The organism is Neotabrizicola sp. VNH66, assembly GCF_049445895.1.
Taxonomy (GTDB): domain Bacteria; phylum Pseudomonadota; class Alphaproteobacteria; order Rhodobacterales; family Rhodobacteraceae; genus Pseudogemmobacter.
The window spans coordinates 117,696-141,756 of the sequence record NZ_JBMSDW010000011.1 but is presented as its reverse complement, the minus strand read 5'-3'; the positions used below and the strand labels follow the sequence as shown (position 1 = coordinate 141,756).

Sequence of the window (24,061 nt, the reverse complement as noted above, 5' to 3'; positions counted from 1 at the left end):
CGCGGAACTCGCCGAAATACTTCGTGATCGCAGCCGTCAGCGTCGTCTTCCCGTGGTCAACGTGACCAATCGTCCCGATGTTGACGTGCGGTTTATTCCGTTCAAACTTTGCCTTCGCCATCGTGGCAACTCCTTGTCTTGTGGGCCGCGCAGGGCGCGGCAGCGGTGGGATGGGTGGGCGTTCCCGCCCACCGCTTGATCAAGCGTATTGCTTCTGGATCTCTTGCGAGATGTTCTCGGGCACGGCGTCGTAATGGTCGAATTCCATCGAGAACACCGCGCGGCCCGAGGTCATCGAGCGCAGCTGGTTGATGTAACCGAACATGTTCGCCAGCGGAACCATCGCGGCGATGACATTCGCGTTGCCGCGGCTGTCCTGCCCGTTGATCATGCCCCGACGCGAGGTCAGGTCGCCGATGACGCCGCCGGTGTATTCTTCCGGGGTGACGACTTCGACCTTCATGATCGGTTCCAGCAGCTTCGCGCCGGCCTTCTTCAGACCTTCGCGCATGGCAGCCCGCGACGCGATTTCAAAGGCCAGAACCGAGGAGTCGACGTCGTGGAACGCGCCGTCGATCAGCTGGACCTTGAAGTCGATCACAGGGAAGCCTGCCAGCGGACCCGAGTCCATGACCGACTTGATGCCCTTTTCGACGCCCGGGATATATTCCTTGGGCACCGCACCGCCGACGATCTTCGATTCGAACGAATAGCCTTCGCCCGGCTCGGTGGGCGTGATGATCAGCTTCACGCGCGCGAACTGGCCGGTACCGCCGGTCTGCTTCTTGTGCGTGTAGTCGATCTCATGCTCGCGCGAGATGGTTTCGCGGTAGGCCACCTGCGGGGCGCCGATATTCGCCTCGACCTTGAACTCGCGACGCATGCGGTCGACGAGGATGTCGAGGTGAAGTTCGCCCATGCCCTTCATGATGGTCTGGCCGGATTCGACGTTGGTCTCGACGCGGAAGGACGGATCTTCGGCGGCCAGACGGGCCAGCGCGATACCCATCTTTTCCTGGTCGGCCTTGGTCTTCGGTTCCACCGCGATCTCGATCACCGGGACCGGGAAGGTCATGGTTTCCAGAACGACCGGCGCGTTCGGATCACACAGGGTGTCCCCCGTGGTGGTTTCCTTCAGACCGCCCAGAGCGATGATGTCGCCGGCGAAGGCTTCGGTGATTTCCTCACGCTCGATGGCGTGCATCATCATCATGCGGCCAACGCGCTCTTTGCGCTGCTTGGTCGCGTTCATCATCGCATCGCCCTTGGCCAGCTTGCCCGAATAGATCCGGGTGAAGGTCAGCGAGCCGACGAAGGGGTCGTTCATGATCTTGAACGCCAGACCCGAGAAGGGCTGATCGTCATCGGCCGAACGGGCGATGTTGCGCTCTTCCGTCTCGTCGCCCGGGGCAAAGCCCATATAGGGCGGCACGTCCAGCGGCGAAGGCAGATAGTCGATCACGGCGTTCAGCAGGGGCTGCACGCCCTTGTTCTTGAACGACGAGCCGGCCATCACCGGGATGAAGTCGATGGCGAGCGTCGCCTTGCGGATCAGCTTGCGCAGCTCCTCCGGTGCGGGCTCGTTGCCTTCGAGATAGGCTTCCATCGCAGCGTCATCTTGGCTGACGGCGTTTTCCAGCAGGTTCAGGCGCCATTCGTCGGCGGCATCCTTCAGGTCGGCACGGATCGGCTGGCGCACCCAGGAGGCGCCCAGATCTTCGCCCTGATAGACCCACTCTTCCATGGTCACCAGGTCAATGATGCCTTCAAGCTTGTCTTCCGAGCCGATCGGCAGGACCACCGGAACGGCGTTGGCGCCGGTGCGGTCCTTGATCATGCGGACGCAGTTGAAGAAATCGGCGCCGGTCTTGTCCATCTTGTTGACGAACACGATCCGCGGAACCTTGTAGCGGTCAGCCTGACGCCACACGGTTTCGGTCTGCGGCTCAACCCCGGCGTTGCCGTCCAGCAGAACGACGGCGCCGTCCAGCACGGCCAGCGAACGTTCGACTTCGATGGTGAAGTCCACGTGGCCGGGGGTGTCGATGATGTTGAAGCGATACTTGGTCGACTTGTCGCCAAGGCCGGCATTCGAATCAACCTGACGGTTCCAGAACGTGGTCGTGGCAGCCGAGGTGATCGTGATGCCGCGCTCTTGTTCCTGCTCCATCCAGTCCATAGTCGCGGCGCCGTCGTGGACTTCGCCGATCTTGTGGGACTTGCCGGTGTAGTAGAGGATGCGTTCCGAAGTCGTGGTCTTGCCCGCGTCGATGTGGGCAATGATCCCGAAGTTGCGGTAACGCTCAAGCGGATAGTCGCGTGCCATGAACGGCGCTCCTTACCAGCGATAGTGGCTGAACGCGCGGTTCGCGTCGGCCATCTTGTGGGTGTCTTCGCGCTTTTTCACCGCGGTGCCGCGGTTGTTCACGGCGTCGGCCAGCTCGGCGGCAAGGCGTTCTTCCATGGTGTTTTCATTGCGCTTGCGGGCGGCGGTGATCAGCCAGCGGATCGCAAGGGCCTCGCGGCGCTCGGTGCGGACTTCGACCGGAACCTGATAGGTGGCACCGCCGACGCGGCGCGACCGGACCTCGACCGAGGGCTTCACGTTGTCCAGAGCTTCGTGGAAAGCCTGAACCGGCTCGCGCTTCAGCTTGGTCTGGACGCGGTCAAGGGCACCGTAGACGATCGACTCGGCGACCGACTTCTTGCCATCCAGCATCAGGTTGTTCATGAATTTGGTGATGACGCGGTCGCCAAACTTGGCGTCCGGGAGAATTTCGCGCTTCTCTGCGGCGTGACGACGGGACATTGTTCTCTACTCCCCCAGGATCACTTCGGACGCTTCGCGCCGTATTTCGAACGGCGTTGACGACGATCTTTGACACCTTGCGTATCCAGCACACCGCGCAGGATGTGGTAACGGACGCCGGGAAGGTCCTTCACCCGGCCGCCGCGGATCAGAACAACGCTGTGCTCTTGCAGGTTGTGCTTTTCGCCGGGGATGTAGGAGATCACCTCGAAGCCATTGGTCAGACGGACCTTGGCCACCTTCCGCATAGCGGAGTTCGGCTTCTTCGGGGTGGTGGTGTAGACGCGGGTACAGACCCCACGCTTTTGCGGGCAGGATTCCAGGTGCTGCGACTTGGACTTCCGCACGTTCGCTTCCCGGGGTTTCCGGATCAGCTGTTGAATCGTCGGCATTCACGTTCCTCGTTTCGATACTCGCACCCTATGCCTTATGGTGCGCCGCTTCTCGACCGTGCCTGCGCGCATCGCAAACACGAAAACCGCAACATTCCCGTGACAGGGGATGCCGCGGCTTCTTCCCAGAGGATCGGGGCGCGAAAGGCCCGGATCATGACCACTACAATCGCTCTGACCCGAACCGCAGGACAGACCTGTGGCTTCGGGTGAGCGGGCGTATAGGTGGAATCGTCCGGGGTGTCAACCGGAGCACCCGGCCCCCGGCACCGCCCGCCTGACGCGGCCCGGACCTTTCAGACCGGGCCGAACATCCCCCGCGGGAGGCGCGGGCCCTGCGGTCAGCGCGGCCCCGCACCGCGCAGCCTGCGCTCGCGCAGGACGGTGAAAAGGCCGCTGCCCACGACAAGGGCAGAACCCGTCAGGGTCATCATGTCCGGGAATTCATCGAAGGCGGCCCAGCCCAGCACGATGGCCCAGATCAGCGCCATATAACGGAAGGGCGCCACCACGCCGATATCGCCGATCCGCATGGTGGCAACCACCGTCAGATAGCCCACGATCAGCGCCCCCGCAGCCAGCAGAATCAGCACCGCCTCCCGCAGGGCCAGCGGATGCCAGCCCTCTGCCACCATCCCGACCAGCCCCATGGTCATCACCGCAAGCGAGGTCAGCACCGCCACAACCACCGAAGGCACCGCCCGGCTGATGCGCCGCGTCGTCAGATCGCGCAGCACCACAAAGGCGACCGAGACCAGCCCCAGCAGCGACCAGACATCGAACCCGCGCGAATCCGGCTGCACGATCAGCAGGACGCCCGAGAATCCCACCGCGATGGCCGACATGCGCCGCCAGCCCACCTTCTCGCCGAAGAACAGCGCGGCGGCCAGCGTCACCGCAAGCGGCACCACCTGCATGATGGCCGAGAGATTGGCGATCGGCATGTGGGACAGGGCCGCCAGAAAGGCCAGCGTCGCGGCGATCTCTCCCAGGGCCCGCAGCCCCAGAAGCCCGCGATCCCCCCGCGGCAGGCGCAATGCCAGCGCCCCCGTCGCCGCGGCGATCCCCAGCAGCCCCGCCGTGGTCAGGATGCCGCGCAACGCGATTGTCTGGAACAGCGGCAGGGTCTGCAGCACCGCCTTCATGGCCGCGTCGTTCAGGGTGAACATGGCCATGGCCACATTCATCAACATCACGCTGCGCATATTGTCTGTCATCGCCACCGGCTGCCTCCCCGCATGCCGCAGAACTTCTGCATCCCGCCGCAGGGGCGGAAATCACTTGCACATTCGCCTGAGGAGGAAGTGGTGGCGAGGGAGGGACTCGAACCCTCGACCTCGCGATTATGAGTCGCGCGCTCTAACCAGCTGAGCTACCTAGCCACTGCGCCGGGCAATTACGCGGCCCCGCGGGGGGCGTCAAGAGCCAATCGCCCGGCTTTCCGCGCTTCCCCCTCCGGCGGTTTCATGCGCCACCCGCGGGCGGCCGCTGGCGGTGACGGTCACTGTCGCCTCGACGAACAGGGTCGCGCCCTCCACCTCCACCTCGCGGATGTCGCGGCGGGTCTCGATCCGTAGATCGACCGCCCCCGCCAGCCGCGCCCGCGCCTCTGCCTCTTCGCGCAGGGCGGATTCCATGGCGGCCAGCGCGGCCTCCCGGTCGCCAAAGCCCTTGGGTGCGGTGCCCAGATGCGCCACGAACCGGCCCTGCGCGGGCGAGGTCACAAGGCCCGAGACGCGCTGGCTGACCTGCCCGGCCACGGCACCGATGGCATTGGCCACCCCGGCATGTTCGGGCAGGATCATCTCACAGCCCAGCCTCTCGCCCACCGCGCCGTAATAGGACGGGGCCGAAGCGCCCAGCCCGATCACCGGCAGCGCCAGCCGTGCGGAGATCGCCATCACGCCCCGATGCCCCTGAAGCCCGGCCTGCAACAGCGGATGGCGGGCCAGCCCGGTGGCATCCAGCCCGGCAAAGCGCGGATCTTCGGCAAAGCCCGCCTCCAGCAGGCAATCGGCGGTCTGCGCGGTCAGCTGGTCCACGATGGCCTGCGCCAGGGGCCCGGGGCCGGTGGCAAAGCGCTCTCCTGTCCCGGTCCGGCGCCGCGCGAACAACCGCAGCGCCTTTTCTGCGGCCGCACCGTCCCAGTCGGCCAGACGGCCCAGAACGTGGGAGGCATCCGACGGCGTGACACCCGCGATCATCAACATGCCCCGCGCCACCAGCCGGTCCAGCGCCGCCGCCTCCAGCCGGGTGGTCAGGGCCGCCGCCATCGGCATCGGCCGGGTGACGCGGGCCAGAACCGTGGCCTCCCGCGCGGACAATCCGCCCGCCTGGGCGCCGCCCACCGGCAGGACAAAGCGGCCGTCCATCTCTCCCGCCGTTTCGGTGGACAGCCAGCGGTCCAGCGCCTCATGCACCATGGTGCCATGGTCCACCGCCAGAAGCGAGACGGGGATCAGCCGCCGCGGCCCCAGCCGCAGGCCCGCGCGCAGGCCGTCCAGCGCCAGATGCACCTCACTGTCGCCGCCAAGGCCGGTGGTGCGCATTGCCACCGCCTCCACCATGGTGCGAAAGCCGCCGACTTGCGCGCCTTCGGGGTCGATCTCGGGCAGGCCGCCACGCAGGATGGCCACATCCGTGGTGGTGCCACCGATGTCCGACACCAGCGCATCCTGCGCCCCGGTCAGCCAGCGCGCACCGACGATGCTGGCCGCGGGGCCGGAGAGGATCGTTTCAATGGGCCGTTCCCGCACCATGGCCGATGAGATCAGCGCCCCGTCGCCCCGCACCACCATTAGCGGCGCCGCGATGCCTGTGGCGGCCAGATGCCGCTCGCACGCGGCGACCAGCCGGTCGATCATCCCGATCAGCCGCGCGTTCAGCACCGCAGTCAGCGCCCGCTTCGGCCCGTTCAGCTGCGCCGAAAGCTCGTGCGAACAGGTGACCGGACGGCCCGTCACCCGGCGGATCACCTCACGCGCGGCGATTTCATGCGCGGGGTTGCGGGTGGCAAAGCGGGCCGCCACGGCAAAGCCCATGACGCCTTCACCCAAGGTGGCCACCTCTGCCTCCAGCGCGGTCAGATCCAGTGGCATCGCCTCCAGCCCGGCATGGCTGTGACCGCCCGCCACCCGGATCACCGGATCGCCCTTCAGCGCCTCGGCCAGACCGGCACGGGCCAGATCGCCCTCATCAAAGCCGATGGAGACCAGCGCGACGCGGCCGCCCTGCCCCTCCACCAGAGCATTGGTGGCCAAAGTGGTCGACAGCGACACCAGCGCCACTTGCGCGGGCGAAATCCCCGCCGCCGCCAGCGCCGCATCCACCGCCTGCCCGATGCCCACGGCCAGATCGTGGCGGCTGGTCAGCGCCTTGGCCTTGCCCAGCACAAGGTCGGCCCCATCGTCCAACACCACCGCATCGGTATAGGTGCCGCCGGTGTCCACCCCCAGAAGATAGGCCATGCCCCGTCCTTCGTCCTGTTCGCCCGTTCTGCCTAGCGGCCCCAATAGCCGCGGTCCGCGCCGGAAGCGACCCCGCCCGTCGCTTTGCGGCGCGGCACGCCGCGGCGGCGATGCGCGGGCGGAATGCCCAGCATGGCGCGATACTTGGCCACCGTGCGCCGGGCCACCGGCTCTCCGCCCAAAGCCAGCGCCGTGGCCAGCGCCTCATCTGTCAGCGGGCGGGCCGGGTCTTCCTCGGCCACCAGCCGCGCCAGCCGGTCGCGTAGCGCAGCACCGGACGGCCCGTCCTCGCGCACCGCGGCGGAAAAGAGGGCGCGCAGCCACCACGTCCCCCGCGGCGTGTCCATCGAAGTGCCCGCCACCAGCCGGCTGACCGTGGTCTGATGCACCCCAAGGCTTTGCGCCACATCCGTCATGGTCATCGGCGACAGCGCGCCCAAGCCCGCCTCCAGCACCGCGGGCTGACGCCGCAGCATCTCGCGCGCGAGGTCCAGCAGCAGGCTGTTGCGCCCCTGGATCATCCGCAGGATGCCCCGTGCTTCGGCCCGGCCCGCGCCGCGCCCCGATGCCACGCTGACCGTGGGCAGGGACGACCGGTTCAGCGCCACCTCCCACCCGCCGTCTGCGCCCCGCTGCACCACAAGGTCCGGCTCGGCCACCGGGGCAGCGCCCTGAGCAAAGCGCGCGCCCGGCTTCGGATCATAGCGGCGCAGCCGGGCCAAGCGCAGCTCCACCTCGGCCTCGGTCGCGCCGATCTGCCGGGCAACCCGGTCATACTGCCGCGCCGCGATCAGCGGCAGGCAGGCCAGCACGCCCGCCATCGGCGGGTCCAGCTCTCCCGCCTCGTCGGCCTGAAGCCGCAGGCATTCCGCCAGATCGCGGGCGAAAAGGCCCGGCGGATCCATCCGCTGCAGTCGCAGCAGCACCCGCGTCGCCATCGGCACCGACACACCGGTATCAAAGGCCACCTCCTCGACCGAGGTCACCAGCCAGCCGGAGGGATCCAGCCCTTCCATCAGCGCCTCGGCGATGCGCTGGTCGGTGGGCGACAGATCCAGCGCGCGGATTTCCTCGGCCACATGGACCAGAAGGCCGGGCGCAGCGGCGGCGGGTTCCGCCCAGTCCGGCAAGGTGGCCTGCCGCGACAGCGCATCCGACCAGCGCGGCAGCCATTCGGTCTGCACCGGCCGGGTCAGCACCAGCGCCGGGTTCTCCGCCGCCTGCTCTTCAAGGAAGGCCGTCAGCCCCTCGGCATCGGCGCGCAGCACCCGGATCGAGGCCGTCAACGACAGGTTCAGCGACAGGCGCTGAACCTGCTGGATCGTGACACGGCTGCGGCGCTGTTCGCTCATCCCGCGATGATCCGCCGCAACGGCCGCTCGCGCAAGACAGGCTCAGACCGGCCCGCCCTGCTCCAGCCGTGCGATAAGGGCGGAGAGCATGGCCCCGCACCGCTCCATCTGTTCGACGGTGACGAATTCATCGGGCTTGTGGCCCTGCGCCATGCTGCCCGGGCCGCAAATGACGGTGGGAATACCAAGGCGGGCGTCGAACAGCCCGCCCTCGGTGCCGAAGGCCACCTTGATCGTGCCGTTGGCCCCGGTCAGCGACTGGACGAAACGCACCACGCGGGCATCTGTGGGCGTGCCAAGGCCGGGATAATCCCACAACCGCTCCACCCGGATGGCCGCCTCGGGGAATTCGGCGCGCAAGGGGGCCACGATGGCTTCGGCCCCGGCACGCAGTTCGGTGATCAGCGCCTCGACATCCACCCCGGCAAGGGAGCGGATCTCAAAATCGATGGTGGCGGTGTTGGGCACGATATTGACCTGCACGCCCCCCTGCATCTTGCCCGCATGAACGGTGGTATAGGGCACGTCATAATCGCCGTCGAACGGGCCTTCCGTGGCGATCCGGGCCTGCGTGGCGCGGATCGCCCCGATGAATTCCGCCGCCAGATGCAGTGCGTTCAGCGCCAGCGGCGCCAGCGCGGAATGCCCCTCGCGCCCGGTGCAGGTGGCGCGCAGGGCGACCTTGCCCTTGTGGCCGGTGGCGACCTGCATCGCCGTAGGTTCGCCCACGATGCACATGGCGGGCTTCACCGGCGCCGCGGCCAGCATGTCGACCAGCGACCGCACCCCCATGCAGCCGATTTCCTCGTCATAGGACAAAGCCAGATGCAGCGGCACCGCCAGCGGACGGCCTGCGGCGCGGATCATCGCGGCGATGGCGCAGGCGACAAAGCCCTTCATATCCGCCGTGCCGCGCCCGTAAAGCCGCCCGTCCTCCTGCGTCAGGGCGAAGGGCGGCTTGGTCCAGGCCTGCCCCTCGACCGGGACGACATCGGTATGGCCCGACAGCATCACCCCGCCCCGGTCCTGCGGGCCGACCGTCGCATAAAGGTTCGCCTTGCCGCCCGCCGGATCGGGGATCAGGACCGAGGCGATCCCGGCCCCGGCCAGAAGATCGCGGACATACTCCATCAGCCCGGCATTGGGGCGGGAACTGACCGTGTCAAAGGCGATCAGACGGTCCAGAATGGCAATGGCCAAAGTGTCATCGGGCTGCATCGGGCACCTCTCTTGCCCGCATGCCTAGCCTGTTGCGAGGCCGACCGGAACCCCCGGCCTCATTCCCCGCCCCTGTTCCTTGCCCGAGGTTCAGGGCAGGATGGGGCAGACCTTTCGCCGGACCCCATGCCATGCTGCGCGCCGCTTTCTGCCTGACTGCTCTTCTTGCCGCTATGCCCGCCGGGGCCACAGATCCGCGCGGCAGCGTGGGCGTTCTGGATCTGGCGGCGCGGCTCTATGCGCAGGGGGTGGCGGCGGATGACGCGGTGTCGGTTGTCACCGCGGTGCGGATGGCCGATGGCGTCACCCTGCGCCGCGCCACCGGATGGGAGCGGACGACCGCCCCCGCCCCCGGCAGCGGCAAGGTCCCCCGCGCCGCCACATCCGCCCTTGCCCTGATCTTGGGAGAGGCGGCCGAGGCGGCCCGGCTGATGGCCGAGGACAATGACGATCTGATCGAAATTCTGGATACTGCCGAAGCGGCGGGCGCCCGTGGCCCGGTCGGCAGCGCCAATGCCGCCGAGGCGGTCTGGGCTCCGGGCACGACCGACCGCTGGACCCTGCCACTGGCCGGGCAGGAGCGGGCCGAGATCGGGGTCTTCTCCGATGGCGCAGCGCGGTTCGGCTGGCGGATCACCGGGCCGGACGGGACCGAGGTCTGTGCGGCCACACCCTCGGAAGAGCCGCTGTTCTGCAGCTTCATCCCGGCCGAAAACGCGTTCTACACCGTCGCGCTGACCGGCGCGGGTGCAGAGGAAAGCCGTTATCTCCTGATCACGAACTAGGGATGCCGTCATGGCCCATGCAGTCATGACGGCATTTGTCACCGCCTCCCGTCTTCCCAAGCCTGCCGCAGCCTGACACACTCTGCGCCATTGACGCGCCCCCCGGCGCATGACGAGGATAGTGCGATGCAACTGAAATCCCTTTCCATTGCTTTGATGACGACTGCGTTGGCCAGCCAGTCCCTGCCCGTTCTGGCGCAGGGCGCGGCGGGACCCAATCTTGCCCCCGCGGCCGAGGCGCCCGCACCCGGCCCTGTCGCCACATTGGCGCTGGCGCAGGAGCTTTACGCGACGGGCCTTGCCTCGGGCGATGCGCTGACCGTGCTGACCGCGGCCAAACTGGCCGCCGCCACCTCCGTGACCGTGGCCGAGGCGGCCGCGCTGGATGCCGCGATGCTGGAGGCGACCGATGACACCACGGTCACCCGCAAGAAAGCCGCCCCCGGCGCCCCGGCGGCGCCCGCCCCGATGATGAACGACGGCGCACGTCCGGTGGCCATGGTCACGGTTCACGCGGGCACCGGCACGGCAGAGGCAGCCGGGGCAGCCGCACCCACGGCAGACGACATGTTCGCCTCCGCCCGGGCGCTGGCGGGCGATGACCCTGCCCTGCTGGCCCTGATCGACGATGCCGCCGCCGAAAGCAGCCGCGGCGCCATCGGCGGAATGCAGCAATATGAGGTGCAGACCGCCGGAGGACAGACCGATGTCTGGGAGATCGCCTTCGCGGGCAATTCCTATGCCGAAATCCTCGTCGAAGGCAGCGGCAGCGGCAATCTGGATCTGGTCGTCACCGACGAGAACGGCAATGTGATCTGCTATGAGGCCAGCCCCTCCGATCAGGCTTATTGCGACTTCATTCCCGCATGGGACGGGTATTTCTACGTCACCGTGCTGAACACCGGAGAAACCGGGAACCCCTACCGGCTTGTGACCAACTGAACCTTGGGGCCGGGCTGCCGCCGGGCCATATTTTTGAAAGGAAGCACCATGAAAACCACACATTCCCTTTTGCTTGCCGCAACCGCCGCGCTGGCGCTGACCCTGCCTGCGCTGTCGCAGGACAAGTCCGGCAGCAACATCACCGCCGGTGCCAAGGCCGAGCCGGGCTCCACCGCCACGCAGGTGCTGGCGCAGGAGCTGTTCGCCATCGGCAAGGCCGACGGCGATGCGGTGACCGTGCTGGCCGCAGCCAAGCTGGCCGCCGAATCCGAACCCGAAGCCGGGGGCGAGATCACCAAATCCACCGGCGGTGACGGGGCCGAGACTGCCGCCGAAGGCACCCCGCCCGCCACCGCGACCCAGATGTTCGATCTGGCGCTGCAACTGGCCGGCGATGACGAGGCGCTGAAAGGCCTGATCGAAGATGCCCGCGCCGAAACCGGCCGTGGTGCCGCCGGCGGTGCGAAATACTGGGAATCCTATCTGCCCGCCGGACGCTGGGACCGCTATGACATCACCTTCAACGGCAACCAGTTTGCCGAAGTCGGCATCGCGGGCGACGGCTCGGCCGACCTCGACATGGAAGTCTATGACGAGAACGGCAACCTTGTCTGCAGCGACTACAGCTTTGGTGATGTGGCCTATTGCGACTGGTCGCCGATCTGGACCGGCAACTTCACCGTGGCCGTGCTGAACAACGGCAGCCGCGGCAATTACTACTGGCTGCTGACCAACTAATCCATGCGGCGCGCCTGCCGCCTTGCCCGCCGCGCGATGCGGAAGGCATGCAGGCGGGCGCGCACCCTGCCCCAGCCGCGGAAGAGGCCGCGGCGCGACAGCGGCTCGAACACGGCATCGGGACCGTCGGGGTCAAGGATCTCATTATCGGCCAGCCAGGCCGCCAGCCCGGACACCTCGGGCATGCGGTAGGGCACCAGACTGCGGCCCTCTTCGCGCCGCAGCGCCTCGACCGTGGCGATCAGCGATCCGCTCCGCCCGAAAGCCTCGGCCACGGCGGCGGGGGTGGTGCCCAGATGCTCGGCCATCAGGTCATTGCGCAGCCCGGCAATGCCGGCGCGCTCCCCATCCGTCCGGCCCTGAAGGATCACGTCGCATTCGCTGTCGAACCGCATGGAGCGGTTGTTGAAATTCGATGACCCCACCCGCAGCCATGCGTCATCCACCACCATCACCTTGGCATGCACGAAGATCTGCCGCCCGGTCTCTGTCTGCGGACAGTAGATGCGGAACCGCCCGCGCCGGTCGATCCGCCGCAGGGCGCCGACCAGCCGCGCACGGGCTGTGTCCATCGCCAGCGGTTCCAACCAGCCCTCCACCGCCTGCGGATTGACCAGCACGATCTCCGGCCCGTCCGGCTCGACCAGACGTTCCGCAATGGCCCGGGCGATCCGGCGCGAGGCGTAATACTGGCTTTCGGCATAGATGAACCGTTTCGCCCCGCGGATCAGCTCCAGAAACGAGGCTTCGACCTCCAGCACGGGCGCGCGGTCCGCAAGTTTCGGCAGGGTGCGCGCCAGACCCAGCGACACATTGCGAAAGGTCGGCTCCAGCGCGGCGGGCCAGCAATCGCCGCCCCCTTGAACAGGGGCCAGCGTCTCACCCGTCGCGGCCTTCCAGCGGTCGCGCGCCAGATCCCCGATCGCACGGGCGGCCGCACCGTCAAAGGCGCTGGTGGCATCGTGCCACGGCCCATGCTCCCGCCCATCCGGCGCATTGCGGCGCGGGTCGAAATCCGGATGCTCGCGCGTGTCCCAGCGGCCCACCGTAATGTCGATCCCGCCGCAGAAGGCCATGTCATCGTCGATGGCCACGATCTTCTGGTGATGCGATCCACCGAAGGGATGCATCGCATCCAGCCGCAGGGTGATGCGCGGATGCGCCTTCCACCGCAGCACAGCGGCCAGATTCGACGGGTTCAGCATCGCCTTGATGGCGCCGGTGTCCCAGCGCAGCAGCCGGATTTCCAGACCGGGCCGCCGCTTTGCCAGCCACAGGATGAAAGCGCCCAGCCTCTCGGGCCCGCCATCCGCAGCCGCATCGCCCAGAATGATGCGCGAATCGAAATCCCAGCCCACCAGAAGAATGCTTTTCTGCGCCGACAGCATGGCCTGGCGCAGGGCCACAAAATAATCCGCGCCGTCCACGACGAAGGAGAAACGGCCCGCGGTCTCGACCCGCCAGACGTTCCGGCCCGGTTCAAGTTCCGGCATGGTCAGACATTCCCCCGTCCAATGCGGAACATGGCATCGCCAGCTCCCTCGGGTCGACGCACGGCCCGGGCCGCCGGTTCCGCCCGTTTCGGCAAAATTTTGCCGCAACCGGCGGGAACCCGCCCGGCCCGCCGCCGTTGAACCGCAGAACCATGGTGCCGGAGAGCTTTTCCGGCTGGCAACGGAGGCAGAACATGGACGACGCAAGCGTGGGCTGGATCGCCGCAATCATCATCGGGGGCCTTGCGGGATGGATCGCCTCGTCGCTGATGAAAAGCGACACGGGGATCATCGTCAACATCCTGCTGGGCATCATCGGCGCCGCGGTGGCCAGCTTCCTGTTCGGAATCATGGGCGTCTCGTTCGGGGGATGGCTGGGCTATCTGGTGGCGGGCGTGCTGGGCGCCTGCATCCTGATCTTCGGTGCCCGCGCGATCAAACGCTGAGGCGTCCGGCAGACAGAATACAAAGGCCCCGCCATCCGGCGGGGCCCTTCCGTTTCCGATCAGGGCACAGGATCAGATCAGGGATGCGCGGTGATCGTCTCGTTCAGCCAGGGCACAAAGGCCGACACATCGGTATAGGCCGAGAACATCGCCTGCTCCTCGCAACCATGGCCCGAGGTGGAGGTCAGGCCCCAGCTGACGATGCCCGCCTGGATATAGCTGCCGTCTTCCAGCGGCACGACCAGCGGCCCGCCCGAATCGCCGTTGCACGAGGTTTTGCCCCCCTCGAACGTGCCCGAGCAGATCATGTTGTCGGTGATCGGCTCCGGCGCGGCGGCGATCAGCTGATCCCACAGCGCATAGGCGGCCTCATCTCCCACCGACAGGGTATTGACCGCATAGGAGAAGCCGATCGCCGCCTCTTCGGCCCGGGCCTCCATCATGGCGGTGTTGCACATGCTGCGGTCCAGCATCTGGATCTGCGCCTCGCGCAGGTCGGGCGAGGGACGGCCGCCGTTCTGCAGGCCCCAGCCGGTGACGATGGTGGTGATCCCCGGCTCCTGCAGCATGGTGCCGAAATCGGCGTCCGGCACTTCGACGGTCTGGTAGGGGGCATTCGGCTTCCGCGCCAGCTTGATCAGCGCGATGTCATAGTCCAGCCCGTTCACGTTGTAGGAGGGATGCTTGTAGATCGCCTCGACCGGAACACGGTCGCCCGAACCGTCCAGCTTGTTGGTGCCGACGACAATCGCAATCTCCTGCGGCAGCAGGTCGAAGCCGACGCCCTGCTCATCCGCCCAATGCACGCAATGCGCCGCGGTCAGCACCCATTGGTCCAGCACCATCGACCCGCCGCAGAACTGGCTGTCCACGCTGACCGGTTTTTCCGCCATGGTCAGCGCCACCTGCCACGGCCATGCGCCGTCCTGCGCGACCTTGCCGCCGATGACCTTGGCCCCGGCGGGATCATCCGCCTCGGCCGCGGCATCGCGCGCGGCCTTTTCGCCCGAGGCGACGAAGGTCCAGGGCGATTGCGCGCCCGCGTCCTTCTTCACAGGCGCGTCCTCGGCCAGCGCAAGCCCCGAGGTCAGCGCAAGGGCCGCCAGCAGGGTGAGAGGGGTTTTCAAATGTCTGGTCATCTCCAAAGTCCTTTCTGCAATCGGGATCACACGGACCCGGGTTTCAGGCGCACGACCTGACGGATCATCGTCAGGGCGGCCGGTTTCAGCGAAAAGCCGCGCATCGTCCCGGCTTCTTCATCCTCAATGGCAAGGCGGCTGTCCAGCCATGCCGTCATCGGGTCAGGGACACCGGCCAGGTTGCGGATGCCCCCGGGCGTGGCCAGCCGGGTCAGATCGACCCGCTGGCCGGTGGCACCTTCGACGGGCACGCCCAGAACCCAGATCTCCTCGACCCCGGCGACCGAACCCGCCTCGATCTGAAGGCCGACGCGGATAGTTTCGCCCGGTGCCAGCCGGTTGGCGATGTTCGACCGCGGCCAGATCGGCTGCACCTCGAAATCGGCGGCCATATACAGCACCGACACATCCTGCGTCTTGCCCGAGGTATTGGTGACCGTCAGCCACAGCTGATCGCAGGGCGCGGCGCCCTCATCGGGCCGCCACGGGGCGGGATCGGCGGCGGTGCCGCAGCCCGCCCCCTCCGCCGCGGCAGAGCGGCGGTCGATGGTGACGGTCAGCGCATCCTTGCCGGTCACGCTGCGTCCGGTGGCCCCGGCCAGCGTTTCGCGCAGGCGCAGCCCATGGGCGGCCACGGTCAGCGCGCGGTCCAGCGCCTCGGCCTCGGTCTCGCCGCCCAGACGCTCCACCCGCGGCGTGGACCCCGGACCTTCGGGGTCCAGAACGCCATCGGCCCCGGCCAGCGCCACGGTACCGTCGACAAGGATCGGCACCAGATCGGGCTTCGCGCCCGGCTCAGGCAGGGCCGCGGTCCATGCGGCATAGTCGCGCCCATCATCCACATCGGCCCGCACCGGCGCCGCCAGCGTCAGGGGCGCGGGTGGCGCTGCGGCAATCACCTCGGCCCAGAGCGCGCCTTCGGGCAGGCCGGCAGGCAGCACCGCCTCGCGCGCGGTGGCAGAGGTGACGGTGACCTGCGCCAAGGGGTCGCCCCCGGCGCCTGCGGCGTAAAGCGCCAGTTCCGCCCCCGCCTCCACCCCCTGCAAAAGCCCGGCGGCCAACTTGCCGCCCTCGATCCGGTAGCGCGCCGCTGCGGTTCCGGTGCCGAAGACCTGTTCGGTCAACAGCGGCCCCTCGCCCGCCGGTTCCTGCCGGGCGGGCCCCTGCACCATCGCATCGGCGGTGGCGGCCAGTACCTGCTGCCAGCTCGCCTCCGGCGCGGTGGTCAGGGTCTGCGCCAGCCGCAGGGTGAATTCGCCGTGCCAAAGCCCGGTATCACCCAAGGGATATTCAAACGACCGCTCATCCGATTGCGAGGAATAGAGGAAGACGAAATCCCCGGTCAGTTCCAGCGGTGCGGTGGCCGGGGCCGAGGGCGTGCCTTCAGGAATGCCCAGCAGGCCTTCGTCCAGTGCCCGCGCCACGCCCTGCCCCTCGGTCGAGCGGAAGCCGGTGTCGGAATGGCAGGCATCAATCATGCCCACCAGTTTCACCCCGCGGGACAGCAGCGACTGCGCCCAGACCTGCAACTCGTCATCCAGAATGGCGTTTTCGACCATCCCGATCTCACCCTTCCAGTTCTTCGCATCCGAAGGCAGGAAGATCTCGTCATAGCCGCCGCCCTCGTCCCCCGACATGTCGGGAGCCTGAGAGCCATGGCCGGAGAAATAGAACACCACCGTATCGCCGGGCTGCGCCTTGGCCGCCGTCGCCTCCAGCGCGGCCATGATGCCGTCCCGCGTGGGCGCGGCCGTGGTCACACCCTGCGGCAGGGCCGCCGCATCCGAGGTCAGCACCGTCATCGCCGAGGGGGCGACGCCCCGGGCCTCCAGCGTCTCGGCCATCAGCCGCACATCATTGCCGGGGCCTTGCAGATTGGCGTCCAGATAAAGGTATTCCCCCACCCCCACCAGCACGGCCAGAACCTCTGCCTTCGCGGCAGGGGCGGCCAGCAGGGCCACCGAGGTCAGCAGGGCATATGTGAGACGCGGTTTCATGAGGCCAAGATGCAAGGCCGCGCGACATCGGGCAAGTGGGCTGCACCGCATGACGGAATTTGTCATCGCCCTCTTTGCGGCGGGGCGACCCTTGTCGGCAGCCGGGGGGCTTCGCGCCCCCCGGACCCCCCGCGGGATATTTATGAACAGATGAATGGGGAGCGTCAGGAGGGGCTTTTCGGGAAGGCGATTTCCACCGTCAGACCCTTTGTGGCGCGGGGCAGCGACAGCCGCGCGCCGTGGCGCAGCGCGATGGCGCGGACAAGGGCGAGGCCGAGGCCATGGCCCTTGATGCCACGGTCGCGGTCCCGCTCGGCCCGGGTGAAGCGGTCGAACACCTCTTCGCCCATGCCGGGGGGCAGGCCGGGGCCGCTGTCTTCCACCCTGAGGACCGGATTGGTGCCGCCTTTGGCCACCAGCCGCAGATTGTCGCCCGGGCCACAATATTTGATCGCATTGTCCAGAAGATTGGCGATGACCTGCGCCAGAAGGTTGCGGTCGCCCAGCACCACCAGCCCCGGTTCGATCCGCGCCTCCGGGATCAGGCCCTTGTCTTCGGCCAGAGCTTCATAAAGCTCCCACATCTCGGAGGCGACCGCCGACAGGTCGACCGGCACCAGCCCGCCGCCGGTGCCCTGATCCGCCTCGGCCCGCGAGATATCCAGCAGAGAATCGAAGACGCGGATCGCCTGCCGCATCTCGGCCCTGACCTCGCCCGCCACATCTTCCTGCCCCTGAATCTGGTCCAGCTTGCGCAGCATCCGGTTCAGGGGGGTGCGCATCTCATGCGCGATCGTGTCGGACAGGCGGTGCGTGGCACGGTTCAGATTGGCGATCCGGTCCAGCATGGCATGGACATGGGTTTCCAGAAGGCCGAATTCATCCGTGCTGCGGGCGCCCGGCAGGCGGGCGTCCAGATCGCCCGCAGCCACCCGGTCGGCCAGATCATTGATCCGCCCGATCCGGCCCATCACCTGCCGCGCCGACAGCCAGCCCAAAGCGGCCCCCGCCCCCAGCAGAACGGCGACCAGCCCCAGCATGCCCCGGCGCAGCGCGGCGAGCGTATCATCGACCGGCGCCAGCGACCGCCCCACCAGCAGGGGAAATCCGCCGGGCAATTCACGCACCACCAGAAGCCAGCGGGTGCCGTCCAGCACCACCTCCTGTGCGGGGTCCGGGGCGAACCCCTCTCCGGCTGCGGCAACGCCGGCGGGCAGGGCGTCCAGCGTGCCGGCCAGCACCCTGCCCTGACGGTCGGTCAGCAGGAACATCTCCTCCGCACTGCCGGCGGCGGCGCGGTATTCTATCGCCTGCCGCAAAGCGATGATCCGGCGCTGTTCATAAAGCGCGGCCAGCCCGCCCAGATCGGCCGCCAGCAGCGACCTTTGCGCCTCGGTCAGGCGCTGGCCGACCAGGCGGTATTGCAACCCCATCGCCACCAGCGACAGAAGCGCCACGGCACAGGCCATCTGCGCGGCCAGCCGCCAGGTGGTGCGGGCGCGGATCGGGCGCTCGTCCTTCAGCCGTGCGCCGCCGCGTCCTGCCGTCACCCCTGTGCCCCGGCAGCGGGGAGGGGCGCGAAGATATAGCCTTCCCCGCGCGAGGTCTGGATCGCAGGCGAGCCCGCCTCCTCCAGCTTGCGGCGCAGACGGCCGACATGCACGTCCACCACATTGGTGCCCGGGTCGAAATGCAGGTTCCAGACGTTTTCCAGAAGCTGCATCCGGGTGACCACCTGCCCGGCATTGCGGGCGAAATAGGTGATCAGTTCAAATTCCTTCGGGCTGACGGCGACATGGGTGCGCTTCACATGCACGGTGCGGGCCTTCAGCCGGATCTCCAGATCGCCGAAGGCCAGAAGATCGTTGTCGGCGACCTGCACCGTGCCCCGCCGCAGCAGCGCGCGCAGGCGGGCGCGCAGCTCCTCGGCCTCGAAAGGTTTGGGCAGATAGTCATCCGCCCCTTTCTCCAGCCCCTCGACCCGGTTGGCCGCGCGGCCAAGGGCCGAGAGGATCAGGATCATCGCGCGGCTGCCGCCCGCCCGGATGCGGGCCATCCCCTCGACCCCGTCGCCGCCCGGCAGCATCCGGTCCAGCACGATGACGCGGTAATCGCCCGCCACCGCCTCGTCGATCCCGGCCTCCAGCGTGTCGCGGTGCGTGGCGGCACAGCCAAGCGCCTCGACCTCGGCGGTCACGGCGGCGGCTATGTCGGGATCGTCTTCAATGATCAGGATACGGTCGGTCATGGCGGTTCTTCGGCCTTTCGGATCAGGTCACAGGTTCAGAACACCACGACCGCGGGGTCAAGCACATTCGCGCCGCCCAGCGGACGAACCCCATCGGCCGAACCCCAGGGATCAAGGTAGATATGCCGGGTCTGGCCGCCCGGGGCCTGCACCAGAACCAGCGCGGGGCCGGTGATCTCCAGCGCCGCCAACGCGGCCGTGTCCATGGTCTGGCCGTTGACCGACAGGATGCGGTCCCCCTTGACCAGCCCCGCCGACAGCGCCGGAGAGTTCAGCGTGACATCGGTCACCGCGCCCTCTTCGCCCAGCACGATGCCAAGCGCGCCAAGGCGGTAGCTTTTCACCTTGGCCGGTTCGGTGGTCATCCCCGACAGGTCGCGGATGCGCAGCCCGCCGTCTGCCTCTTCGGCCAGAACGGGGGCGAAATCCATCACCAGTTCCACCTCGGCCCCGTCGCGCAGAACGGTCAGAACGGCCTTGCCGCTGTCAAGCGCCCGCTCGACCGCGAAGACGAAATCCCCCGCCTGCGCCAGCGCCCCGCCATCGACGGCAAGGATAATATCGCCCGCAGCCAGACCCGCCGCCGCGGCAAGGCTGCCCGGCGCGGTATTGTCGACCAGAAGGCCCGCGGCCGTCACGTCCAGCGCCTCGGCCACCTTGCGGTCCACCGAGCGGGCCGAAAGACCGAGCTTCGGGAAAGGGGTCAGCGTCTCGTCGATCAGCCCGGTCACGATCCGGTCCAGATCGCCCGCCGGAATGGCATAGGCGATGCCCACGAACATGCGGCTGCCGTCGGCAATCCGGCTGTTCATGCCCAGAAGCCGTCCTTCGGCATCGACCAGCGGCCCGCCGGAAGAGCCGGGGTTCACCGCGGCATCATGCTGCAGCAGGGTCATCGGCACGGTGATCTGCACCTGCCGCGCCGTCGAGGACACCAGCCCTTCGGTCAGGGTGAATTCGATGCCCAAAGGTGCGCCAAGGGCATAGACCTCCTGCCCCAGCGTCGCCGCCGCCTCGGCCGGAACCAGCCCGCGGCGCGGAGTGCCGCGATCCGCAAGCGCGATGACGGCCACGTCGCGCACCGCGTCGATGGCGATGACCTCCCCCACTTCTTCATTGCCGTGGCGGTCGATCAGCCGGACCTCCTCGGCCTCGCCCACCACATGGGCGTTGGTCACGGCCACTTCGGCCACCTCGCCCCAAAGGAAGGCGGAGCCGAGAAACGTATCCTCCGCGTCGTTGGAGCGGACGACCAGAACGGCGTCCATCGTGGATTCCAGAACGGCGGTATCGGCTGCGGCCGGGGCGGCACAAAGCCCCGATGCCACCAGAAGGCCCGTTACCGAAAATGCGGTCAGCCTGAGTCGGGCGGCGTGAAGAATCGTCGTCATCGAAAGCATATTGTTATGTTCCCTGGCTTCATTGCCTGATGCTCCGGAAGGTAAGGAGGCACCCCCCTGAACGTCACATGACAAATCCCGTCATCGGGAAATTGTGCATTTACAGGCCGATGGCCCGGCCGCATCTTTCGGTCATTCCGCAACCCGACCCCGGACTCCGTCCATGCGCCTTTCGCTTCCGATCCTTTTCCTTCTGGCTGCCGCAGCGCTTCCCGCCGCGGCGGAAGGCCCGGCGCCCCTGCGGCAGGCCGCGATTTCGGCCGAGCTTTATGCCCGCGGTCTTGCGACGGGCGATGCCCTGCTGATCCTGACCGCAGCCCGGCTGCGCAAGGATCTTGATCTTCGACCGGCCGAAGGCGAGGCGGATCTGCCGCTGGACTGGCAGGCGATGCTGGCCGCGGCGGAGCCGCTGATCGCGGATGACAGCGCGTTGCAGGCTTTGGCCGACGACATCGCCGCCGAAGCGCCGAAGGGCGTGTCCACCGGCCCGGTCTACCGCATCACGGCCCTAACGCCCGGGGTGATGGATCACAGCCTTTCGCTGGATTTCAAGGGCGGCGAATATGCCGAGGTCTATGTCGAGGCCGCACTTGGCACCGATCTGAACCTGTCCGTCCGCGATGAGCGCGGAAACCTGATCTGCGCTGACACCGAAGGGCTGCATGTCGGCTATTGCACCTGGACACCGGCCGCCGACGGCAGTTTTACCGTGACCGTTCAGGCGGACAGCCCTGCCGCATCCGAATATACATTGATGACCAATTGATCATGAGGCCCGAAATGCTGCGCAATCTCCTTTTCACCTCTGCACTTTCGCTTCTCGCCCTGCCCGCCTTCGCGCGCGAGAACCACGCCCTGATCGTTGCCGCCAGCGAATACCAGAATCTGGCCGAGAAATGGTGGCTCAAGGGACCGAAGAACGATGCCACGCTGGTCAGCACCTATCTTCTGACCGAGGCACCGGTTCCCTTCGCCCCGGAAAACGTGACCGTGCTGACCGATGACGAAGGCTATGATCCCGCCACGCTGGCCAATATCCGCGCCGCCTTTGCCGAGCTGGAGGCAACGGTCGAGAAGGGGGATTTCGTCTATCTGCATTTCTCGGGCCACGGGACGCAGGCCCCGGCGAAGGACCCCGATTCCGAACTGGACGGCCTGGACGAGCTGTTCCTGCCGGTGGATATCGGCAAATGGAACAACACCGTGGGCGTGGTCGAAAATGCGCTGGTCGATGACGAGATCGGCGCGCTGATCGACGGGCTGCGCGCCAAGGGCGCCGATGTCTGGGTGGTGTTCGACAGCTGCCATTCCGGCACCGCAACCCGCGCCGTCACCGCCGATGACGAAGAGGTGATGATGCGGCAGCTGCCCGATGAGGTGATTGCCGAACTGGGCATTCCGGACGCTCCGGCGACCACCCGCGCCGTCGGCGGCTCTGCCCCCGCGGCCGAGGTGCCGATGGATCAGGCTGACGAATCGCAGGCCGCGCAGGGCGAAGGCATGGGCGCGCTGATCGCCTTCTATGCCGCCCAGACGACCGAAGTGACGCCGGAGAAGCGGATGCCCAAGGGCTCTCCGGACCGCAAGTCGCAGGGCGTGTTCACCTATACTTTGTTCGAGACGCTGGCCGAATTTCCGGCCGCCACCTATGGCCAGATCGCGCAGGAGGTTCTGCGCAAATATGCCGTGGGCAATCTGGCCAAATCCACGCCTCTTTTCGAGGGCAATCTTGACGCCACCGTCTTCGGCGCCGAGCCCGGCGAACGGGTGGCGCAATGGGCCGCCACGGTGGAGGGCAGCACCTTCACCATCCCCGCAGGCTCGCTCCACGGGCTGGCGCTTGGCGATGAACTGGCGGTGATGCCCACGGCGGCGGATACGACCGACAAGGCCCTGGGCTATGTGAAGATCACGTCGCTGGACACCTTCACCGCCACCGCTGCCCCGGTTGAAAAGGACGGGATGACCCTTCCGGCCGAATTGCCGAAAGGCCTGTTCCTGCGACGGCTGGAGGCGAGCATCGACTTTTCGCTGACGGTGGCTCTGCCCGAACCGGGCAGCGTGCCTGCCGATGCCCTGCTGGCCGTTCTGGAGGACGTCAAGCTTGAGGCCGGCCCGCGGCTGAATTTCGTGGCCCCGGGGGCCGAGGCGGATCTGATCCTTGCCAGCGTGACCGAGGATATGTTGTCCCCGGAACAGAAATCCGCGCGCGATGCCATGCAGGACGACAAGCGCCCCGCCTTCGATGCACTGTGGATCCTGCCCGGCACCGGCCTGATTGAGGATGTAACGACCACACCCACCATCGACATTGCGGGTGTGACGGACAAGGCGCTGGTCACCGACACCGCCGATACGCTGGCCGCCATGGCCAAGGTGCTGAACCTGATGAAGCTGGGCGCCGCCATGGGGCCGGGCAATCTGGATGTCGAGGTCGAGATGCAGACGAAGGGCGGGGATGAAACCACGCTCCGCGGGCTGTCGGCCACCGAGGTTCCGGTTCTGGTGCCCGACGATCAGGTCCATGTGCTGGCCCGCAACAACATGGATGTGCCGGTGGATGTGAACGTGCTCTACATCGGGTCGGATTATTCCATCACCCATTGGTATGCCGGCCGCCTGCAGCCCGGGGATGAGCTGAAGAAGGGTCTGTTCAAGATATCGGACAGCTCGCTGGGGCAGGAACGGATGTTCGTCGTCGTCACCCCGGCAAAGGAACACAGCAAGGTGGAGGACCTGAGCTATCTGGCGCAGGATGCCGTGCGGGCCATCGTCCCCGAGGCAGGCCAGGGTCTGGATGCGATGCTGGACGAGGCCGGTTTCGGCCAGACCACCCGCGGGGCCATCGGGCTGGATGACGGCGGGACCGAGGCCGGGCCGGGACCGATGATCCTGCAGATCGAGGTCCGCACCCGCGCGGAGTGAAGCGTCGAACGGCCTATGCGTGCTTTCGGTTTTGCCGAAAGCACTTCATCTCTTGAGCATACTTTCCAAAAAGAAGCCAATTTCTTGGGCATGGCTGAACGAGGAGGCTCCTTGGCATATCGCGTTTACTTGGATACAGGTACTTTCCAAGCCATCGAAGAATGCGGAGGCTATGTATTTGGGGAAGATGACCTACCACGAGTGGAAGATTACGCGCTTGGCAAAGCGCCTCAGGTGATAATGCGACCTGATGGCGCGCTGATCCTTGAAAGTCTGCGTGACATATTTCTGTTTGATGATCGAGCACATTTCGATTGGGTAGTCTCACCTGCATCACTTGCAGAAATCGATGCCGCCAATGATTTTCATCGCAGTAGATACGCTAGGGAAGTGCTCGAACACACCGATATGTGCTTGTCGGAGAAACCTCCTGAGCAAGAAGCTGCAAGCATGGCATCAATCATGTGTAATCCCTTGTTCGGAAGTATCAGCCAAAAAGATAGGAAATTATTGGTAGAGGCTGCTGCTACTCAGTGCGACATCTTCCTAACAATTGAGAAGAAGCTACCTAAACAGGCAGATACTATTCTGAAGAAAATTAACCTACAGATCGCTACTCCAATGACTTTTTGGGAAATGCTCCGCCCCTACATTCGAGGTCTGTAAGTCCCACGCATTCGCGTCAATTTGGAGTTCAGCCCGCTCCAAGT

At 66.9% G+C, this 24,061-nt stretch carries 21 protein-coding genes and 1 tRNA gene; 7 read left to right on the top strand and 15 right to left on the bottom strand.

The genetic code is table 11. The features are described 5' to 3' along the window. From ACO2Q5_RS16100 to argE, 9 genes are all read right to left on the bottom strand, one after another. Nucleotides 1-121 (bottom strand): GTP-binding protein (locus ACO2Q5_RS16100; protein WP_349375878.1); only part of this gene is annotated, 121 nt, incomplete at its 3' end. Between the two features lie 78 nt (nt 122-199). Then, entirely contained in the window at nt 200-2,326 is a 2,127-nt protein-coding gene (fusA, locus tag ACO2Q5_RS16095; RefSeq protein ID WP_423292871.1) for an elongation factor G, read from the bottom strand. 12 nt (nt 2,327-2,338) lie between these two features. After that, entirely contained in the window at nt 2,339-2,809 is a 471-nt protein-coding gene (gene rpsG / locus ACO2Q5_RS16090; RefSeq protein ID WP_423292869.1) for a 30S ribosomal protein S7, read from the bottom strand. Nucleotides 2,810-2,829: 20 nt separating this feature from the next. Further along, complete coding sequence (gene rpsL, locus ACO2Q5_RS16085) at nt 2,830-3,201, bottom strand: 30S ribosomal protein S12 (RefSeq protein ID WP_165014620.1); 372 nt, start codon at nt 3,199-3,201, stop codon at nt 2,830-2,832. Nucleotides 3,202-3,542: 341 nt separating this feature from the next. Further along, a complete protein-coding gene (locus ACO2Q5_RS16080; protein WP_423292881.1) occupies nt 3,543-4,418 on the bottom strand; it encodes a DMT family transporter in 876 nt (291 codons plus the stop codon). Between the two features lie 88 nt (nt 4,419-4,506). Then, nucleotides 4,507-4,583: transfer RNA gene (locus tag ACO2Q5_RS16075), tRNA-Met, on the bottom strand. A gap of 36 nt (nt 4,584-4,619) precedes the next feature. Further along, on the bottom strand, nt 4,620-6,668 hold the full coding sequence (locus ACO2Q5_RS16070; RefSeq protein ID WP_423292866.1) for a hydantoinase/oxoprolinase N-terminal domain-containing protein: 2,049 nt from the start codon (nt 6,666-6,668) through the stop codon (nt 4,620-4,622). Between the two features lie 32 nt (nt 6,669-6,700). Further along, a complete protein-coding gene (locus ACO2Q5_RS16065; protein ID WP_423292864.1) occupies nt 6,701-8,020 on the bottom strand; it encodes an RNA polymerase factor sigma-54 in 1,320 nt (439 codons plus the stop codon). Between the two features lie 42 nt (nt 8,021-8,062). Then, nucleotides 8,063-9,238, bottom strand: a complete 1,176-nt coding sequence (gene argE, locus ACO2Q5_RS16060) for an acetylornithine deacetylase (protein WP_423292862.1) — start codon at nt 9,236-9,238, stop codon at nt 8,063-8,065. A gap of 131 nt (nt 9,239-9,369) precedes the next feature. On the opposite strand from argE, the gene ACO2Q5_RS16055 reads away from it, so the two are divergent. The 3 genes from ACO2Q5_RS16055 to ACO2Q5_RS16045 all read left to right on the top strand — a co-directional run bounded on the left by ACO2Q5_RS16055 (nt 9,370) and on the right by ACO2Q5_RS16045 (nt 11,703). Further along, nucleotides 9,370-10,023, top strand: a complete 654-nt coding sequence (locus ACO2Q5_RS16055; RefSeq protein WP_423292860.1) for a hypothetical protein — start codon at nt 9,370-9,372, stop codon at nt 10,021-10,023. Between the two features lie 126 nt (nt 10,024-10,149). Continuing rightward, nucleotides 10,150-10,965 carry a hypothetical protein gene (locus tag ACO2Q5_RS16050; RefSeq protein ID WP_423292858.1) on the top strand — a complete coding sequence of 272 codons (816 nt, stop codon included), beginning with the start codon at nt 10,150-10,152 and terminating at the stop codon, nt 10,963-10,965. 48 nt (nt 10,966-11,013) lie between these two features. Next, nucleotides 11,014-11,703, top strand: a complete 690-nt coding sequence (locus ACO2Q5_RS16045; RefSeq protein ID WP_423292856.1) for a hypothetical protein — start codon at nt 11,014-11,016, stop codon at nt 11,701-11,703. Here ACO2Q5_RS16045 and ACO2Q5_RS16040 read toward each other — a convergent pair. Next, the gene (locus tag ACO2Q5_RS16040) at nt 11,700-13,196 is read right to left on the bottom strand and encodes a phospholipase D-like domain-containing protein (RefSeq protein WP_423292854.1); all 1,497 of its coding nucleotides are present in this window, start codon (nt 13,194-13,196) and stop codon (nt 11,700-11,702) included. The genes ACO2Q5_RS16045 and ACO2Q5_RS16040 overlap by 4 nt on opposite strands. Nucleotides 13,197-13,390: 194 nt before the next feature. Between ACO2Q5_RS16040 and ACO2Q5_RS16035 the strand changes: the two genes are divergently transcribed. Continuing rightward, nucleotides 13,391-13,642: a GlsB/YeaQ/YmgE family stress response membrane protein gene (locus ACO2Q5_RS16035; protein WP_423292852.1), complete on the top strand. Its 252-nt coding sequence runs from the start codon at nt 13,391-13,393 to the stop codon at nt 13,640-13,642. Between the two features lie 77 nt (nt 13,643-13,719). Here the strand turns inward: ACO2Q5_RS16035 and ACO2Q5_RS16030 are convergent, their stop codons facing one another. The 5 genes from ACO2Q5_RS16030 to ACO2Q5_RS16010 all read right to left on the bottom strand — a co-directional run bounded on the left by ACO2Q5_RS16030 (nt 13,720) and on the right by ACO2Q5_RS16010 (nt 20,417). Further along, on the bottom strand, nt 13,720-14,781 hold the full coding sequence (locus ACO2Q5_RS16030) for a serine protease (RefSeq protein WP_423292850.1): 1,062 nt from the start codon (nt 14,779-14,781) through the stop codon (nt 13,720-13,722). Nucleotides 14,782-14,807: 26 nt separating this feature from the next. Next, complete coding sequence (locus ACO2Q5_RS16025; protein WP_423292848.1) at nt 14,808-16,778, bottom strand: caspase family protein; 1,971 nt, start codon at nt 16,776-16,778, stop codon at nt 14,808-14,810. Between the two features lie 164 nt (nt 16,779-16,942). Continuing rightward, the gene (locus ACO2Q5_RS16020; RefSeq protein ID WP_423292846.1) at nt 16,943-18,328 is read right to left on the bottom strand and encodes an ATP-binding protein; all 1,386 of its coding nucleotides are present in this window, start codon (nt 18,326-18,328) and stop codon (nt 16,943-16,945) included. Next, nucleotides 18,325-19,026, bottom strand: a complete 702-nt coding sequence (locus tag ACO2Q5_RS16015; protein WP_423292844.1) for a response regulator transcription factor — start codon at nt 19,024-19,026, stop codon at nt 18,325-18,327. Before ACO2Q5_RS16015 ends, ACO2Q5_RS16020 begins: the two co-directional genes overlap by 4 nt. 35 nt (nt 19,027-19,061) lie before the next feature. After that, complete coding sequence (locus tag ACO2Q5_RS16010; protein WP_423292842.1) at nt 19,062-20,417, bottom strand: trypsin-like peptidase domain-containing protein; 1,356 nt, start codon at nt 20,415-20,417, stop codon at nt 19,062-19,064. A gap of 172 nt (nt 20,418-20,589) precedes the next feature. Here ACO2Q5_RS16010 and ACO2Q5_RS16005 point away from each other — a divergent pair, with 172 nt between their 5' ends. From ACO2Q5_RS16005 to ACO2Q5_RS15995, 3 genes are read left to right on the top strand one after another with little or no spacing between them, the layout of a single operon-like run. After that, nucleotides 20,590-21,192, top strand: coding sequence for a hypothetical protein (locus tag ACO2Q5_RS16005; RefSeq protein ID WP_423292840.1), 603 nt, complete (start codon nt 20,590-20,592; stop codon nt 21,190-21,192). Between the two features lie 14 nt (nt 21,193-21,206). Further along, the gene (locus ACO2Q5_RS16000; protein ID WP_423292838.1) at nt 21,207-23,351 is read left to right on the top strand and encodes a caspase family protein; all 2,145 of its coding nucleotides are present in this window, start codon (nt 21,207-21,209) and stop codon (nt 23,349-23,351) included. Between the two features lie 15 nt (nt 23,352-23,366). After that, entirely contained in the window at nt 23,367-24,017 is a 651-nt protein-coding gene (locus ACO2Q5_RS15995; protein ID WP_423292836.1) for a hypothetical protein, read from the top strand. The last annotated feature ends 44 nt before the right edge of the window (nt 24,018-24,061 follow it).

Excerpts from the sequence above, each read along its gene's own strand:
- ACO2Q5_RS16010 (WP_423292842.1), bottom strand. The coding sequence starts at position 20,417 with ATGACGACGATTCTTCACGCCGCCCGACTCAGGCTGACCGCATTTTCG.
- ACO2Q5_RS16025 (WP_423292848.1), bottom strand. The coding sequence starts at position 16,778 with ATGAAACCGCGTCTCACATATGCCCTGCTGACCTCGGTGGCCCTGCTG.
- ACO2Q5_RS16050 (WP_423292858.1), top strand. The coding sequence starts at position 10,150 with ATGCAACTGAAATCCCTTTCCATTGCTTTGATGACGACTGCGTTGGCC.
- ACO2Q5_RS16035 (WP_423292852.1), top strand. The coding sequence starts at position 13,391 with ATGGACGACGCAAGCGTGGGCTGGATCGCCGCAATCATCATCGGGGGC.
- ACO2Q5_RS16070 (WP_423292866.1), bottom strand. The coding sequence starts at position 6,668 with ATGGCCTATCTTCTGGGGGTGGACACCGGCGGCACCTATACCGATGCG.
- argE (WP_423292862.1), bottom strand. The coding sequence starts at position 9,238 with ATGCAGCCCGATGACACTTTGGCCATTGCCATTCTGGACCGTCTGATC.
- rpsL (WP_165014620.1), bottom strand. The coding sequence starts at position 3,201 with ATGCCGACGATTCAACAGCTGATCCGGAAACCCCGGGAAGCGAACGTG.
- fusA (WP_423292871.1), bottom strand. The coding sequence starts at position 2,326 with ATGGCACGCGACTATCCGCTTGAGCGTTACCGCAACTTCGGGATCATT.
- ACO2Q5_RS16005 (WP_423292840.1), top strand. The coding sequence starts at position 20,590 with ATGCGCCTTTCGCTTCCGATCCTTTTCCTTCTGGCTGCCGCAGCGCTT.
- ACO2Q5_RS16015 (WP_423292844.1), bottom strand. The coding sequence starts at position 19,026 with ATGACCGACCGTATCCTGATCATTGAAGACGATCCCGACATAGCCGCC.
- ACO2Q5_RS16030 (WP_423292850.1), bottom strand. The coding sequence starts at position 14,781 with ATGACCAGACATTTGAAAACCCCTCTCACCCTGCTGGCGGCCCTTGCG.
- ACO2Q5_RS16065 (WP_423292864.1), bottom strand. The coding sequence starts at position 8,020 with ATGAGCGAACAGCGCCGCAGCCGTGTCACGATCCAGCAGGTTCAGCGC.
- ACO2Q5_RS16055 (WP_423292860.1), top strand. The coding sequence starts at position 9,370 with ATGCTGCGCGCCGCTTTCTGCCTGACTGCTCTTCTTGCCGCTATGCCC.
- ACO2Q5_RS16040 (WP_423292854.1), bottom strand. The coding sequence starts at position 13,196 with ATGCCGGAACTTGAACCGGGCCGGAACGTCTGGCGGGTCGAGACCGCG.
- ACO2Q5_RS16045 (WP_423292856.1), top strand. The coding sequence starts at position 11,014 with ATGAAAACCACACATTCCCTTTTGCTTGCCGCAACCGCCGCGCTGGCG.
- ACO2Q5_RS16000 (WP_423292838.1), top strand. The coding sequence starts at position 21,207 with ATGCTGCGCAATCTCCTTTTCACCTCTGCACTTTCGCTTCTCGCCCTG.
- ACO2Q5_RS15995 (WP_423292836.1), top strand. The coding sequence starts at position 23,367 with ATGCGTGCTTTCGGTTTTGCCGAAAGCACTTCATCTCTTGAGCATACT.
- rpsG (WP_423292869.1), bottom strand. The coding sequence starts at position 2,809 with ATGTCCCGTCGTCACGCCGCAGAGAAGCGCGAAATTCTCCCGGACGCC.
- ACO2Q5_RS16080 (WP_423292881.1), bottom strand. The coding sequence starts at position 4,418 with ATGACAGACAATATGCGCAGCGTGATGTTGATGAATGTGGCCATGGCC.